At 65.9% G+C, this 13,469-nt stretch carries 11 protein-coding genes; 6 read left to right on the top strand and 5 right to left on the bottom strand.

What is annotated here, in order from left to right:
* Window positions 1-87: 87 nt before the first annotated feature.
* Both hutU and DVT68_RS14190 read right to left on the bottom strand, forming a co-directional pair.
* Complete coding sequence (gene hutU, locus DVT68_RS14195; protein ID WP_114825740.1) at window positions 88-1,758, bottom strand: urocanate hydratase; 1,671 nt, start codon at window positions 1,756-1,758, stop codon at window positions 88-90.
* Window positions 1,759-1,838: 80 nt separating this feature from the next.
* Window positions 1,839-3,482 carry a DUF4034 domain-containing protein gene (locus DVT68_RS14190; protein WP_114825739.1) on the bottom strand — a complete coding sequence of 548 codons (1,644 nt, stop codon included), beginning with the start codon at window positions 3,480-3,482 and terminating at the stop codon, window positions 1,839-1,841.
* A 207-nt stretch (window positions 3,483-3,689) separates the two neighbouring features.
* Between DVT68_RS14190 and DVT68_RS14185 the strand changes: the two genes are divergently transcribed.
* From DVT68_RS14185 to DVT68_RS14175, 3 genes are all read left to right on the top strand, one after another.
* On the top strand, window positions 3,690-4,250 hold the full coding sequence (locus DVT68_RS14185) for a hypothetical protein (protein ID WP_114825738.1): 561 nt from the start codon (window positions 3,690-3,692) through the stop codon (window positions 4,248-4,250).
* A 75-nt stretch (window positions 4,251-4,325) separates the two neighbouring features.
* Window positions 4,326-5,834: a DNA-3-methyladenine glycosylase 2 family protein gene (locus DVT68_RS14180; RefSeq protein WP_114825737.1), complete on the top strand. Its 1,509-nt coding sequence runs from the start codon at window positions 4,326-4,328 to the stop codon at window positions 5,832-5,834.
* Window positions 5,834-6,361, top strand: a complete 528-nt coding sequence (locus tag DVT68_RS14175; protein ID WP_114825736.1) for a methylated-DNA--[protein]-cysteine S-methyltransferase — start codon at window positions 5,834-5,836, stop codon at window positions 6,359-6,361. Before DVT68_RS14180 ends, DVT68_RS14175 begins: the two co-directional genes overlap by 1 nt.
* A 100-nt stretch (window positions 6,362-6,461) precedes the next feature.
* Here DVT68_RS14175 and DVT68_RS14170 read toward each other — a convergent pair whose 3' ends face one another.
* Window positions 6,462-6,806 (bottom strand): hypothetical protein, encoded by a 345-nt coding sequence (locus tag DVT68_RS14170; RefSeq protein WP_114825735.1) that lies wholly within the window; start codon window positions 6,804-6,806, stop codon window positions 6,462-6,464.
* A 47-nt stretch (window positions 6,807-6,853) separates the two neighbouring features.
* Here DVT68_RS14170 and DVT68_RS14165 point away from each other — a divergent pair, with 47 nt between their 5' ends.
* Window positions 6,854-8,137: an alkaline phosphatase family protein gene (locus tag DVT68_RS14165; RefSeq protein WP_114825734.1), complete on the top strand. Its 1,284-nt coding sequence runs from the start codon at window positions 6,854-6,856 to the stop codon at window positions 8,135-8,137.
* Between the two features lie 73 nt (window positions 8,138-8,210).
* Here the strand turns inward: DVT68_RS14165 and DVT68_RS14160 are convergent, their stop codons facing one another.
* Window positions 8,211-9,509: an MFS transporter gene (locus DVT68_RS14160; protein WP_114825733.1), complete on the bottom strand. Its 1,299-nt coding sequence runs from the start codon at window positions 9,507-9,509 to the stop codon at window positions 8,211-8,213.
* Between the two features lie 270 nt (window positions 9,510-9,779).
* Here DVT68_RS14160 and DVT68_RS14155 point away from each other — a divergent pair, with 270 nt between their 5' ends.
* Together DVT68_RS14155 and DVT68_RS14150 are read left to right on the top strand one after the other, a co-directional pair.
* Window positions 9,780-11,453, top strand: coding sequence for a GGDEF domain-containing protein (locus DVT68_RS14155; RefSeq protein WP_114825732.1), 1,674 nt, complete (start codon window positions 9,780-9,782; stop codon window positions 11,451-11,453).
* A gap of 14 nt (window positions 11,454-11,467) precedes the next feature.
* Window positions 11,468-12,379 carry a hypothetical protein gene (locus DVT68_RS14150; protein WP_147281738.1) on the top strand — a complete coding sequence of 304 codons (912 nt, stop codon included), beginning with the start codon at window positions 11,468-11,470 and terminating at the stop codon, window positions 12,377-12,379.
* On the opposite strand, the gene DVT68_RS14145 is transcribed toward DVT68_RS14150, so the two are convergent.
* Window positions 12,376-13,374 carry an alpha/beta hydrolase gene (locus DVT68_RS14145; protein ID WP_114825730.1) on the bottom strand — a complete coding sequence of 333 codons (999 nt, stop codon included), beginning with the start codon at window positions 13,372-13,374 and terminating at the stop codon, window positions 12,376-12,378. The two genes, DVT68_RS14150 and DVT68_RS14145, sit on opposite strands and share 4 nt — an antisense overlap.
* Window positions 13,375-13,469: the final 95 nt, after the last annotated feature.

Here is a 13,469-nt window from a genome sequence, read left to right as displayed (position 1 = left end):
GGGCGCGACAGAACGAAGGGTCAGTGACTTCGTAATGCCCCGGTCGTGCGCAGGGGTGCGCTCCTACTTTGAGATGTACGGCGTAGCTCAAAGCATCGGCAGCTTCAGTCCCTGCTCCTTCGCGCATTCGATGGCGATGTCGTAGCCGGCATCGGCATGACGCATCACGCCCGTGCCCGGATCGTTCCACAGCACGCGCGCGATGCGCTTGTCGGCCGCTTCGCTGCCGTCGCACACGATCACCACGCCCGAATGCTGCGAATAACCCATGCCCACGCCGCCACCATGGTGCAACGACACCCAGGTCGCGCCGCCAGCGACATTCAACATTGCATTCAGCAGTGGCCAGTCGCTGACCGCGTCGGAACCGTCGCGCATCGCTTCGGTTTCGCGATTCGGACTGGCCACAGAGCCGGAATCGAGGTGATCGCGGCCGATCACCACCGGCGCCTTCAGCTCACCCTTGCGCACCATCTCGTTGAATGCGAGGCCGAGCTTGTGGCGCAGGCCAAGGCCGACCCAGCAGATGCGCGCAGGCAGGCCCTGGAAGCTGATGCGCTCCTTGGCCATGTCCAGCCAGCGATGCAGGTGCGGGTCATCGGGGATCAGCTCCTTCACCTTCTGGTCGGTCTTGTAGATGTCTTCCGGATCGCCGGACAAGGCCACCCAGCGGAAAGGACCGACGCCGCGGCAGAACAGCGGCCGCACATACGCCGGCACGAAACCGGGAAACGCAAACGCGTTCGCGCAGCCTTCGTCCTTCGCCATCTGGCGGATGTTGTTGCCGTAGTCGAAGGTGGGAATGCCCTGCGCGTGGAATGCCAGCATGGCTTCAACGTGCTTCTTCATCGACTGCTTCGCGGCCTTCGCGGTGCCTGCCGGGTCGCTCTTGCGACGCTCGAACCACTGCTCCACCGTCCAGCCTTCCGGCAGGTAGCCGTTGACCGGGTCATGCGCGCTGGTCTGGTCAGTGACCGCATCCGGACGCACGCCGCGGCGCACCAGTTCCGGCAGCACGTCGGCGGCATTGCCGAGCAGCGCGATCGAGTTCGCCTCGCCGGCGGCGGTGTACTTGGCGATGCGCGCGAGCGCATCGTCGAGATCGGTCGCCTGCTCGTCGACATAACGCGTCTTCAGGCGGAAATCGATGCTCCTCTGCTGGCATTCGATATTCAGCGAGCAGGCGCCGGCCAGGGTCGCGGCCAACGGTTGCGCACCGCCCATGCCGCCGAGGCCGGCGGTGAGGATCCACTTGCCCTTGAGGTTGCCGGCGTAATGCTGGCGACCCATCTCCACGAACGTCTCGTAGGTGCCCTGCACGATGCCCTGCGAACCGATGTAGATCCACGAGCCGGCCGTCATCTGGCCGTACATCATCAGGCCCTTCTTATCGAGCTCGTTGAAGTGCTCCCAGTTCGCCCAGGCCGGCACCAGGTTCGAGTTCGCCAGCAGCACGCGCGGCGCGTCCGGGTGGGTGGGAAACACGCCCACGGGTTTGCCGGACTGGATCAACAGCGTTTCGTTGTCATTGAGCTCGCGCAGTGCGCGCAGGATCGCGTCGAAACACTCCCAATTGCGGGCGGCGCGACCGATGCCACCGTAGACGACGAGTTCGGCAGGATTCTCGGCGACTTCCGGATCCAGGTTGTTCTGCAGCATGCGGAATGGCGCTTCAGTGAGCCAACTTTTGCAGTTCAACTCAGCGCCGCGCGGCGCGCGGATGGTACGGGTGGTATCGATACGGGTGGGGGCATTCATGAACGAGAGCTCCGACAAATCGAACGCCGAGTATAGGCCAGCTCAGGCGTCGCCCACGTCTTGCACTGCGGCAAACCGGGTTACTTTTCGGATGCCTTGCTCCCCGCTTTCGATTGCAATGCAAGCGCGGCCTGCAGCCGCAGCAAGGTCTTGTGCGCCTTTGGATCGGTATCGAAGTGCGACGCGTAATAGTCCACGGTCTCCTTGAGGCCGGCGCGCGGCTGGTTCAGCTGGATCTCTGATCGCATCAGCCAGCCATAGGGCTCGTTCGGGTACATGTCGATCAGGTGATTGTCCAGCTCCCACGCTTTGTCCCATTCGTGGGTCATGTTGACGTAGAGATAGCCAAGCTGCTTCCACACCGTCTCGTCGTTTGGCGCCAGCGCGATGGCGGCGCGATAGTCTTTTTCCGCCTTTGCGTAGTCATTCAAGGATTCGTAGGCGTAACCACGCGCCTTGTAATAAGCCTCGTTCCTTGGATCGCCAGCGAGCAGCTTGTCGCCCTCATGCGCAGCCCACTGCGATTCGTCGAACTCATTAAGGTTGAATGCGCGGTGCAGCCGCACGTCATCCAGGTCCGGCGAGAAGCGCAGCGCCTCGGAGAAATACACGACAGAAAGCTCGAGGTGATGGCTCGACTCCGACGCGTAGCCGGCACTCATCAGTTGCTGCGCCGTCGACACTTGGTCGAATACGGTGGGATACAGCCCGAGCTGCTCCTTCGTATGGCAATCGCAGTCGTCCAGATTTGCCTCGTAGCCGAGTTCCTTCTCAAGCAGCAATATCAACAGCGGATTCTCCTTCGCATGGGCCTGCGCATCCTGCGCGATGCGCGTCATCGCGCCGAGTGATCCGCCCCACTTTGGCTGGAACTTCCACAGCAGGGCGTCGTAGATGTGGAAATTCGCCGGATCGACGGCGAGGCCCTGTTTCGCGGCGCGCGTCGCATACGCCTCTCCGGCGCTGAGCCCACCCACGTTGATCATGGTGACGTAGGCGGGTGTGACGCGCGGGTCCAGTTCGATGGCCTTGCGCAGATCCTCATCCGCCATGGCCAGCAACCGCTCCATCGATGCGATGTTGCTCTGCGGCGTGTTGCGCATGTAGTCGCTGCCACGCGCGTCATATGCCATGGCCTCATAGACCTGGCCGCTCGCAGCGTATGCAAACGCACTTTTCGGCGAATCCCGCTTCCACGCGTCGATGATCGCGCGGGCATCCAGGCTGCCGTTCTTGAATAGCTGATCATAGGTACGATCCAGCAATGCCCCGGCCCCAGGCTGGGTCGATTTCGCGTCAAGCAGCTTTTGCAGTCGTCGATCGAGCTCCGCTGCCTGCCCGTGCTGCACCAACGACTGCACGTCGGAAAACGTCATCAGCGGCTGCGTGCGGTAGCGGCAATAGGCAACCACTGCGTCCCTTGACCAGTGACTGCCCGGCGGATCCGGGTACGCAAGACACCGTTGCATCGGGTCCGCAATCGACTCGGCCTGTTTCGCCAGCTTGAGGAAAGCATAGACCTCGGCGCGGGTGAACAACCGCCCCTTGATACCGGCCAGCCGGTACTCCTGCTGTTCCTTTGCCTGCGCCTGTGCCCGCGACTGGACGGTGATCTCGTTCATCCGTCGCACAAAGCGTCCCGTCTGCCATGTCGCGAACACCAGTCCGAAGACAACAAACAGGGCGATCGCCCCACCCTGCAGCCAATGTCGACGTGATCCCATGTGGCGCCTCCCCCAAGGCCGGATGATCCCCGCCGGAGTATCGGGGCGAATGTGATCCGGGAGAAGACCCGGGCACAAAGGTCCCCGGCGCGCCGACCTGATCGGCCATCCGTGGCCATCTGGCTGATTGAATGCCGGATTTGGCGCACCCAGACTGACGCAGGGACTCCTGGCGTGACCGTCGCGGTTACTTGTGGGAGAACTTCCATGAGCGCGAAATACCCGCTTTCGTTGCTGGTGCTCACATTCATGTGCCTGCCGGCAGGGGCCCTCGCCGCCGACAAGAGCGCCCCGTCTGATCAGGAGTTGATCGCGAGCGCGATGCGCGCCGCGCCGCCGGGCGTGGCGAAGAACGCGACGATCGTCGTGGTGGAAGCGCAGGGCAAGATGCGAACGCTCCGCCAGGGCACGAATGGCTTCACCTGCATGCCGGACAATCCCGCCACGCCGGGACCTGATCCCATGTGTTTGGACAAGAACGCGATGGAATGGGCGAATGCGTGGATGTCGCACAAGCCACCGCCGGTCGGAAAGATTGGCCTGATGTACATGCTGGAAGGCGGCACGGATGCGAGCAACACTGATCCGTACGCGGCAGGACCGACGCCGGGCAACCACTGGATCAAGACCGGCCCGCACGTGATGGTGGTCGGCGCCGACGCGGCGTTCTACGACATCTATCCGAAGGACCCGAATCCGGACACCAGTGCACCGTACGTGATGTGGGCCGGCACGCCCTATCAGCACCTGATGGCTCCCATCAAATGAGACCCTGCTGACGGGTCGATCATTGATGTCCGAAAACGGCGAGTCGGCGCCGTGCGGTGGTGCTAGCCTTCGTACATGGCCACCACCCATGACCCACTCCCCGACGCACGCGTTTGCGAACAGGCGCGCCTGAGCCGCGATGCCCGCTTCGACGGATTGTTTTTCACGGCCGTCACCAGCACGCGGATCTATTGCCGCCCGGTGTGTCCGGCGCCAGCGCCGAAACCTCAGAACGTGCGCTATTACGCGAGCGCGGCCGCCGCCGAGGCGGCCGGGTTCCGCCCTTGCCTGCGCTGCCGGCCGGAGCTGTCTCCCGGCAACGACGCGTGGCAGCGTGGTGATCACGTCATCGCCCGCGCGCTGAAGCTGATGGAAAGCGGCGCTATGGACGAGTTGTCGATGGATGCGATGGCTGCGCGCGTCGGACTCGGCGCCCGGCAGTTGCGCCGGCTGTTTGTGGAGCGGCTCGGCGCCCCACCGATCGACGTGCACACGACGCGCCGCCTGCTGTTTGCGAAGCAGCTGTTGACGGAAACGTCGATGCCCGTCACCGAGGTGGCGATGGCGTCCGGCTTTCGCAGCCTGCGCCGCTTCAACGCCGCGTTCCTGCAGGCGAACCGCATTCCACCGCGCGAATTGCGGCGCCTTCCGAAAGCGGCCACGGACGATGCGATCACGCTGCGGCTGGGTTATCGGCCTCCCTACGATTTCGATGCGATCCTCACGTTCCTGCGAGGTCGCGCGCTGCCGGGCGTGGAACAGGTCGACGAGCACAGCTATGCGCGCGTGTTCGGCCCGGCCGACGCTCCGGGCTGGCTGCGCCTCAGCGCATGGCCCGGCGAAGAACACGCGCTGCAGTTGCAACTGCATTGCCCGCAGCCGGCGCAGATGCTTGGCGTCGTGGCGAGGCTGCGCCGCATGTTCGACCTGGATGCGTGCCCGCAGTCCGTCGGTGACGCATTGCGCGAAAGTTCCGTGCTGCGCCCGCTACTTCGCAAGCGCCCGGGCCTTCGCCTTCCGGGTGGCTGGGACGGATTCGAGATCGCGGTACGCGCGATTCTCGGCCAGCAGGTCAGTGTCGCGGCCGCACGCACGCTCGCCACGCGCATCGTGCATCGCTACGGCACGCCGGTGGCCGGCTCGCCGCCCGGGCTGGAGCGGCTGTTTCCCGGCCCGGAGATTTTGGTGGACGTGGATCTGCGCGAGGTCGGCCTCACCGCCGCGCGCGCGGCCACCGTGCGTGGCGTGGCGCGGGCGCTGCTGGATGGCCGCATCGCGTTTCATAGCGAGCAGCCGCTCGATGAATTCGTCGCGCACTGGGTTGAGCTGCCGGGTATCGGCGAATGGACGGCGCACTATATGGCGATGCGTGCGCTGAGCCATCCGGATGCGTTTCCCGCCGCCGACCTGATCCTGCGCCGCATGGCGGCCGGCGATGCGCCAGCGCTGAGCACGAAGGCATTGACCACGCTTGCCGAGGCGTGGCGGCCATGGCGGGCCTACGCCGTGATGCACCTGTGGCGCAGCGCCAGCGATGCGGCTCTGGCCGCCGCCAAACCCGGCAAAGCCCGGCGGGCCGCCTGATGTCCGGCACACACGCCCTCTGGTACGACGAGATGCCGAGCCCGGTCGGCATGTTGCGGCTGGTCGCTGACGAGATGGGGTTGCGCGAAATCTGGTTCGAGCGAGGCAGCCACCGCAAGGCCGCGCAGCCGCACTGGCTGCGCGCGCCCGAATCGTTGGCGGCAGCACGGCGACAGCTGGAGGAATATTTCGCGGGCACGCGCCAGCAGTTCGATCTGGCCTTGCATCCGCAAGGCACGCCGTTCCAGTTGGCCGTGTGGTGGGAACTGGCGCGCATTCCTTACGGCGGCACGATCAGCTACGGCGAACTTGCGCGCCGCATCGGACAGCCCCTGGCCATGCGCGCCGTGGGCGCCGCGAACGGCCGCAACCCGTTGCCGATCGTTCTGCCGTGCCACCGCGTGATCGGCGCGGACGGCAGTCTGACCGGATTCGGTGGTGGCCTGCCGACCAAGCGCTACCTGCTGTCCCTGGAAGACCGCATCGCGCACGGCGACCTGTTTGGCGCCAACGCATTGGCGAAATGACCGGTCACCGGCACCTGCGTGGGCGCGTCGCACGCGGCGATGTCATCGCTGCTCGAGTCATGTCCGGGCGCGGCGATAAGCGCCGCATGACGGGCACGTTCTAACGCCCACCCTCGACCGGCGGCGTCACCGCCTGCTGGTAGGGATCCAGCAACGCGTGCGGGTTGGATTTATAGCGATCACCGGCGTGCCCGGGCTCGATCGTCGAGTTCGCTGCGTGCGGGTGCTCGGCCATCGCAGTCCGCGATGTCGGCGGCCGCGTTTGCTCGCCCGAGGTGCGCTGTGCATCTAGCGGAGATGCGACCGTGCCGGACGAAGCATTCGCCGCCACCGCCGCGGGCTGCTCAGTGGCGATCGCCTGTTGCGCCAGCGCCGTCCCCCTCACGCCGAGCATCACGACCAGGGCGAGGGCCCTCGCGCAGCATAAAGGACGTGAAATGGTCATCTCGATGGGCGATGATGGGGGATTCGAATTATAGTACTGGACCGTACATGAAAATACCGTTTCGCCTGTTGCTTGGTTCGCTGATCGCGCTTGGCGCCGGATGCGCCACCCAACCCGCACCAACACCGGCCTCGGTATCCTCGTTCAGTACATCCAGCTCGAATGCTGCGCCCACCCCGTTGCTGCTGATTTCGATCGATGGCTACCGCAGCGACTACTTCGCCCGCGGACTCAGCCCCACCCTGGAGCAACTGGCCAAGGACGGTGTGCATGCGACCGGCATGCAGCCGTCGTTTCCGTCCCTGACGTTTCCGAATCACTACACCATCGTCACCGGCTTGCGTCCGGATCACCACGGCATCGTCAACAACACGATGGTCGACCCGGTGCTCGGCAATTTCACGCTCGGCAACCGCGATGCGGTCAGCGATGGGCGCTGGTGGGACCAAGGCACGCCGTTGTGGGAAACCGCCCGGCAACATGGGCTCCGGAGCGCGACCATGTTCTGGCCCGGCTCGGAGGCGAACATCCATGGCAGCCACCCCGAATTCTGGAAGCCCTACGACGGCAGCGTGACGCCGGCGCAGCGCGTGGACCAGGTGCTCGCGTGGCTGGATCTCCCCGCCAGCGAGCGCGCCTCCTTCTTCACCCTGTATTTCGATGACGTCGACCACGCCGGCCACACCTACGGCCCGGACACGCCGCAGGTCGACCAGGCGCTGCGCGATACCGACGCCGCGATGGCGCGGCTGTTGCAGGGCCTGAAGCAACGCGGGCTGCTCGATCGCATCAACGTGATCGTGCTGGCCGACCACGGCATGGCGTCGGTGCCGGCGGATCACAGCGTGATGCTCGACAAGCTGATCCTGCTCAATCGCGTGGACGTGGTGAGCCTTGGCGTGCTCGCCGGCCTCAATCCCACACCCGGCCACGATTTCGCGAAGATCGAAGCCCAACTGGAGAAGCCGCAGAAGCACATGACCTGCTGGGACAAGTCGCGCGTCCCGGCGCGCCTCGCCTACGGCAGCAACCCGCGCGTGCCGCAGCTGTTGTGCCTGGCCGATGTGGGTTGGCGCATCACCACCACCTCGCATGTGGCCAAGAAGAACGGCAAGCTGAGCCTTGGCGAGCATGGTTACGACAACGAGGCGCCGCAGATGCAGGCGCTGTTTGTCGCCCACGGTCCGGCGTTCCGCCAGGGCGTCACGGCGCCGTCGTTCCCGAACGTGGACGTCTACCCGCTGATGGCCCACCTGCTTGGCCTTCCGGCTGCCGCCAATGACGGCGACTACCAGGCAGTGAAGGACATGCTCAGGCCCGAGGCGCAGTAAAGGCCTCACGCCCACGGCAGGAGCGCGCCTGCGCGCTCCTGCAACCAACAAGGGTAATCGGCGGGCAGCGCCCTTATTGCGGAATCGGGGGCTCGGTGCCCGGCGACGGCGGACCCGGCAGCGGCGGCAAGCGATACAGGCGCCATGCGATCAGCAAGCCCGCCAGCACCAGCGCCGCGACGAACAACGCCACACCGTTCCAGCCGTGCGAGGCATAGAACAGGCCACCGCTGGCGCCCGCCACGCTCGATCCCATGTAATACGAGAACAGGTACATCGACGACGCCTGCGCCTTGGCGTTGCCCGCGCGCCGGCCCACCCAGCTGCTGGCGATGGAGTGGCCGCCGAAGAAGCCGAACGTGACCGCCACGATGCCCAGCACGATCACCGGCAGGGGCCGCGCCATGGTGAGGCCCACGCCGGCCAGCATCAGCACGAACGCCGTCCACAACACCTTGCGCCGCCCCAGCCGTCCGGCCAGGTGCCCCATCCACGCTGAACTGAAGGTGCCGATCAGGTAGACGCTGAAGATCGCGCCGACCACCGCCTGGCCGAGGTTGTAGGGCGGGGCCAGCAGGCGGTAGCCGATGTAGTTGTAGACGGTGACGAACGCGCCAAGCAGCAGGAAGCCCTCGGCGAACAGCCATGGCAGGCCGGGGTCACGGAACGTCAGCGCGAAACGCCGAAGCAGCGCTCCGAGATGCAGCGGATGGTGCACGTGGTGGCGCGACGGTGGCAGCATCCGCCAGAACGCCAGCCCCGACACCAGCCCGATCAGGCCAACCGTGGCCACGCCCCAGCGCCAGCTCACGAAGTCTGCCATCACGCCGGCGACCAGGCGCCCGCCCATGCCACCGATGGCGTTGCCGCTGATGTACAGCCCCATGCCCAGGCCGATCGACTCGGGGTGCATCTCCTCGCTGAGATAGGTCATGGCCACCGCGGGCAAGCCGCTGAGGGTCAGGCCAAGCAAGGCGCGCAGGATCAGCAGCATGTGCCAGTCCGGCACCATGGCGGTCAGCAGCACGAGCACCGCTGAGGACACCAGCGAAGCCGTCATCACCGACTTGCGCCCCCATGCATCGGATACGCCACCGGCGAACAGCATCGCGAACGCCAGCACGCCGGTGGTGAGCGACAACGACAGCGAAGCGGTGGCCGCGCTCACGCCATAGTCGCGGCTGAACTCCGGCATCAGCGGCTGGATGCAGTACAGCAGGCCGAAGGTCGCCAGGCCGGCGGCGAACAGGGCCCAATTGGTCCGGCGGAACACCGCCGTGCCATGACGGATGTACTCAGCCGGCTCAAGTTCCTGTCCACCAGGCCGATGCCCCGCTTGAGACACCGCGTCCACGCCATCCTGACTTGCCATGCCACAACCGCCTGCGAGCTTTACACGCTGCAAGCATAGGACTTGCGGCTGCGGCGATCGACCGGCGTCACTCAAACACCTGTTTGGCAAGGTTTCGCCGGCCCGTTCGCAAGAGTTCGCGCATTCCGGCGGCGGGCGAAAACGTGATACATAAGGCACATTGAGATCCGACCGACGGACTGGCGGACTCATTGCCCGGTAACTGGGGACCGGGCAAAACCAGGGGGATGTAAGGTGTATCGCGAACCCGTAGTGGTTTTCGTCGCATGCATGTTCGCCGCGCTCTTCGCGCTGGTGGCGCATGCCTCGCCCCTGAGCGCCCCGAGGCCGGACCTGCAGGTCGCCGCCCTGCCCGCCTCCATGCCGGCGCCTACGTCCGCGCAGGTAATCCATGGCGCGCTGGATGCCGCCTTTGTCTCCTCCGGCAGGCCTTACACGCCCAATGCCGTCGAGCAGCAGCGCTGGTACCGGCTCACCCTCAGCCACGACTGGAACCAGCCCACCTCGCCGGTGCTGAACTTCAGTGGCGCGACCTACATCCGCATCACCGTCTACGCGCCTCCGGATTACCAGCCGCACGAGCTGTGGTTTGCCCAGACCGAGCAGGCGCCACGATTCACCCGCCACCATCTGGCGGTGGAGCTGCCACACGACCTTCGCGCCGGGCAACCCATCTACGTGCAGGTCGCGTCGGACAGCTTCACGCGGCAGATCAAGGCCAACATCACCGACCTGGCCCGCTACCAGGCATCGGATCTGAATCACGTCCGGCTGACCACGCTGTTCGCCAGCGTGCAGTTCACCATGATCCTTGCCGCGCTCTGCCTCTGGGTGGTGCTGCGCGACCGCGTGCTGACCTACTTCATCGGCTATGCCGCGTTCCAGCTGATGTACCAGATGCTGATGAGCGGCGAACTCTACGAGCTGCCCGGCGGCAGGCTGCTGGCGCCGCTGGATACGCATGCGCCGTGGCTGTTCGCCGCGCTGAGCGCGCCGCTGTCGATGTCTTTCATCATCGAGTTCTGCGATCTGCGCCAGATCACGCCGTTCGGCGCGCGCGTACTGGGATGGATGCGCTGGCCGTTTGTGGTCGCCGCGCCGCTGCTGTGCCTGCCGTTCGCCATCCGCACGCATGCGCTGGCCAGCTCGTTCAACCTGTGGTTCATCGTCTCGTCGACGTGGTCGCTGGGCGTGGTGATTCTCGCCGTGATACGGGGCGGACGGCAGGCGCGCTTCTTCCTGGTGGCGTGGATGCCTCAGGTCGCCTTGACAATTGTTCGGACGACGCAGGTGCTGCTGGCGCTGGACCAGCCCGCCTGGCTGGAATACGGCTATCCCTTCACCATGGCGTTCTCCAGCATCGTGGTCACCATCGGCCTGGCGGACCTGTCGCTGCGCGCGCGACGCGAGCGCGACATGGCGCATCATCTGGCCGATCACGATGCACTCACCGGCGTACTCAACCGTCGCGCCCTGGTGCGCCGCCTGCATGCCGCGATCACCGAGGCGCGCCTGCAAAAGGAGCCGCTGGCGCTGCTGTTCCTGGACATGGACCACTTCAAGTCGATCAACGACCGCTACGGCCACCCGGCCGGCGATGCCTGCCTGCGCGCGGTGGCCGAGGCGATTGGCGACGAGCTGCGCCCCGGGGACTGGCTGGGCCGCTATGGCGGCGAGGAATTCGTGATCGGCCTGCCCGGCGCCAGCCACGACAACGCCATGGCGATCGGCGAGCGCGTCCGCCATCGCATCGAGGCCCTGCACGTGCATACCCGCGGCAGCACGCTGCAAACCACGGTGAGCGTGGGCGTCGCCTGCCTGGAAGGCCTTGCCGACACCGCCGACGATCTCATCGCGCGTGCCGACGGCGCGCTCTATCGCGCCAAGACCGACGGCCGTAACCGCATCGTCTCGCACGACCCGATCGCCGCCACCGGCAGCTGACCACAAGGACCTTCGTGGATACATTTCGCGCGTTACGTTGGCAGGACCTGGAGGCAGGCGACGTCCTGCTGCACATGGGATGCGGTGAACTGTCCCGCCTGATCGCCTGGGTGGGCGACAGCGCTTACAGCCACACCGCCGTGGTGATGGACGGCGAACAACTGATCGAGGCGGCCGCCAGCGGCGTAAGGCTCGCCGCGCTGGCTGATCGCCCCGGCATGGTCGCGAACTTCCACTACATCGACGTGTTCCGGCCCAGCTGCCTGGAAGGGCATGACCGTGATGCAAGAGTCGCGCTGCTGCGCAATGCGCTGATGCCCTACGTCGGCCGCCCCTACCCGATGACGTCGCTTTTCACGCTCGGACTGGTGTGCGCCGTGCGCAACAAGATTCCCGGCAGCCGCGACCTCAGGCGCGTGCTGCGCATGGCGCTGGACCTGGTGATCGACAACGATCCGAACCAGGTGGTCTGCAGCGAACTGGTCTACCGCGGGTTCGACGAGGCGGTGACCGAACCGCCGCACGCCTTGCGCCTGCCCATCGTGACGCGCTCGCGCCAGCACACGCCGCTGCCGGACATCGATCTGCTTGCGCTGGCGCACGAGTGCCTGGATGACCTGCGCCGCGCCGGCCGCAAGCCCAGCGTCGCCACCGAGATCGCCCTGCTCGCGGCGCCCATGCACGGCATGCATGAAGTCACCCTCGCCGCCAGCGCCGATGCCCCCGACCACGACGACCTGGGCATCCGCTTGCAGCAGGCGCGCGCACGACTGGGCCTGGACGAGTCCGGCCACATGCCACTGCAGGCCAGCATGGCCATGTCCTTGCCCGAACCCACGCCCAACCCGAAGACGGTGCTGCCCGCTGATCTCGAATTCAGTCCGGGCCTGTTGAAAATCGGCAGGCTCAGCATGGCGACGGCCTAGCGGCCGTCGGCGCCGTAGGCCCAGCCCAGGAACACGGGAAGCACGCGCTTCCACGTTGCCTGGTTGTGCTCGCCATCGGGCAACAGGTAAAACGCGACGTCGTCGCTGCACGAGGGATGCGCGGCGTAGTCCATGTCCACGCGATAGCCAAGGTCGCGCAGGCCGGGCCGTTGCGTGCCATCCGGCGCGCGGAAGCCCTGGACCAGATCCTCGAGATCCTCCACCGCGTCGATGATGCCGTTGCCATTGCGGTCGTTGGTTTCCTCGCGTGCGCCAATGGCGAACCAGAAGCGCAATCCCTGTCGCGGCGTCGAGTGGGCAAGCATGGCCTGCGCCAGCCGCGTGTCTTCCACCGCCTCCGCGCTGCTGCGGTCCGCCGCCAGCCAGAATGACGGCGAAAACGCGGCAACCTGGCCAAACACCTCCGGATACTGCCAGCCCAGGTTGAACGCATTGAGTCCGCCCAGCGACCAGCCCAGTGCGGTACGTCCGCGCGGCGTAGCCTGCGTGCGGTAATGGGCATCGACATAGGGCACGAGTTGCGTCGCCACCCATTCGGAATACTCGTAGGCGCGGCTGCCGATCAGACCAATCCGCGATCCGCCCACCACGCTGCGTCGGCGCGCGCGGTCGGACAGGCCGTAGCCGGAGGCGCGATCGGCAAGCATGTCGATCGCTACCACGATCACCGGCTCGATCGCCTGCTTCGCGTACAGCGAGGAAAGCGTCTGCGTCAGCCCCACCGCTTCCATGTCCTGGCCGTCATTCGCATACAACACGGGATAGCGCCGGCCATGCGCCGCCTCCTCCGCATACCCAGGCGGCAGATAGATCGTCAGCTTGATCTGCTCCGGGGCGAACGCCTTGGCGTCCAGAGCCAGATGCGAGATAGCGATGGCGTGTTCGCCAGCGACATCCGCCTGCGGTGTGGCCGACGCGCCCGCGCTCAGAAGCGTCGACAGCGCCAGCAGGCACAACACCAAAGCCTCTCTCATACTCGTCACTCCACCACCATCAACCAGCCCATTGCCCAGCTCCACCGAAATGGCCTTACCGGGTTTGAACATCGCCGCCTGGAAACCTTCCACCG

Source organism: Dyella solisilvae, from assembly GCF_003351225.1.
In the GTDB taxonomy this organism is placed as follows: domain Bacteria; phylum Pseudomonadota; class Gammaproteobacteria; order Xanthomonadales; family Rhodanobacteraceae; genus Dyella; species Dyella solisilvae.
This window is presented reverse-complemented; position numbering and strand designations above follow the sequence as displayed.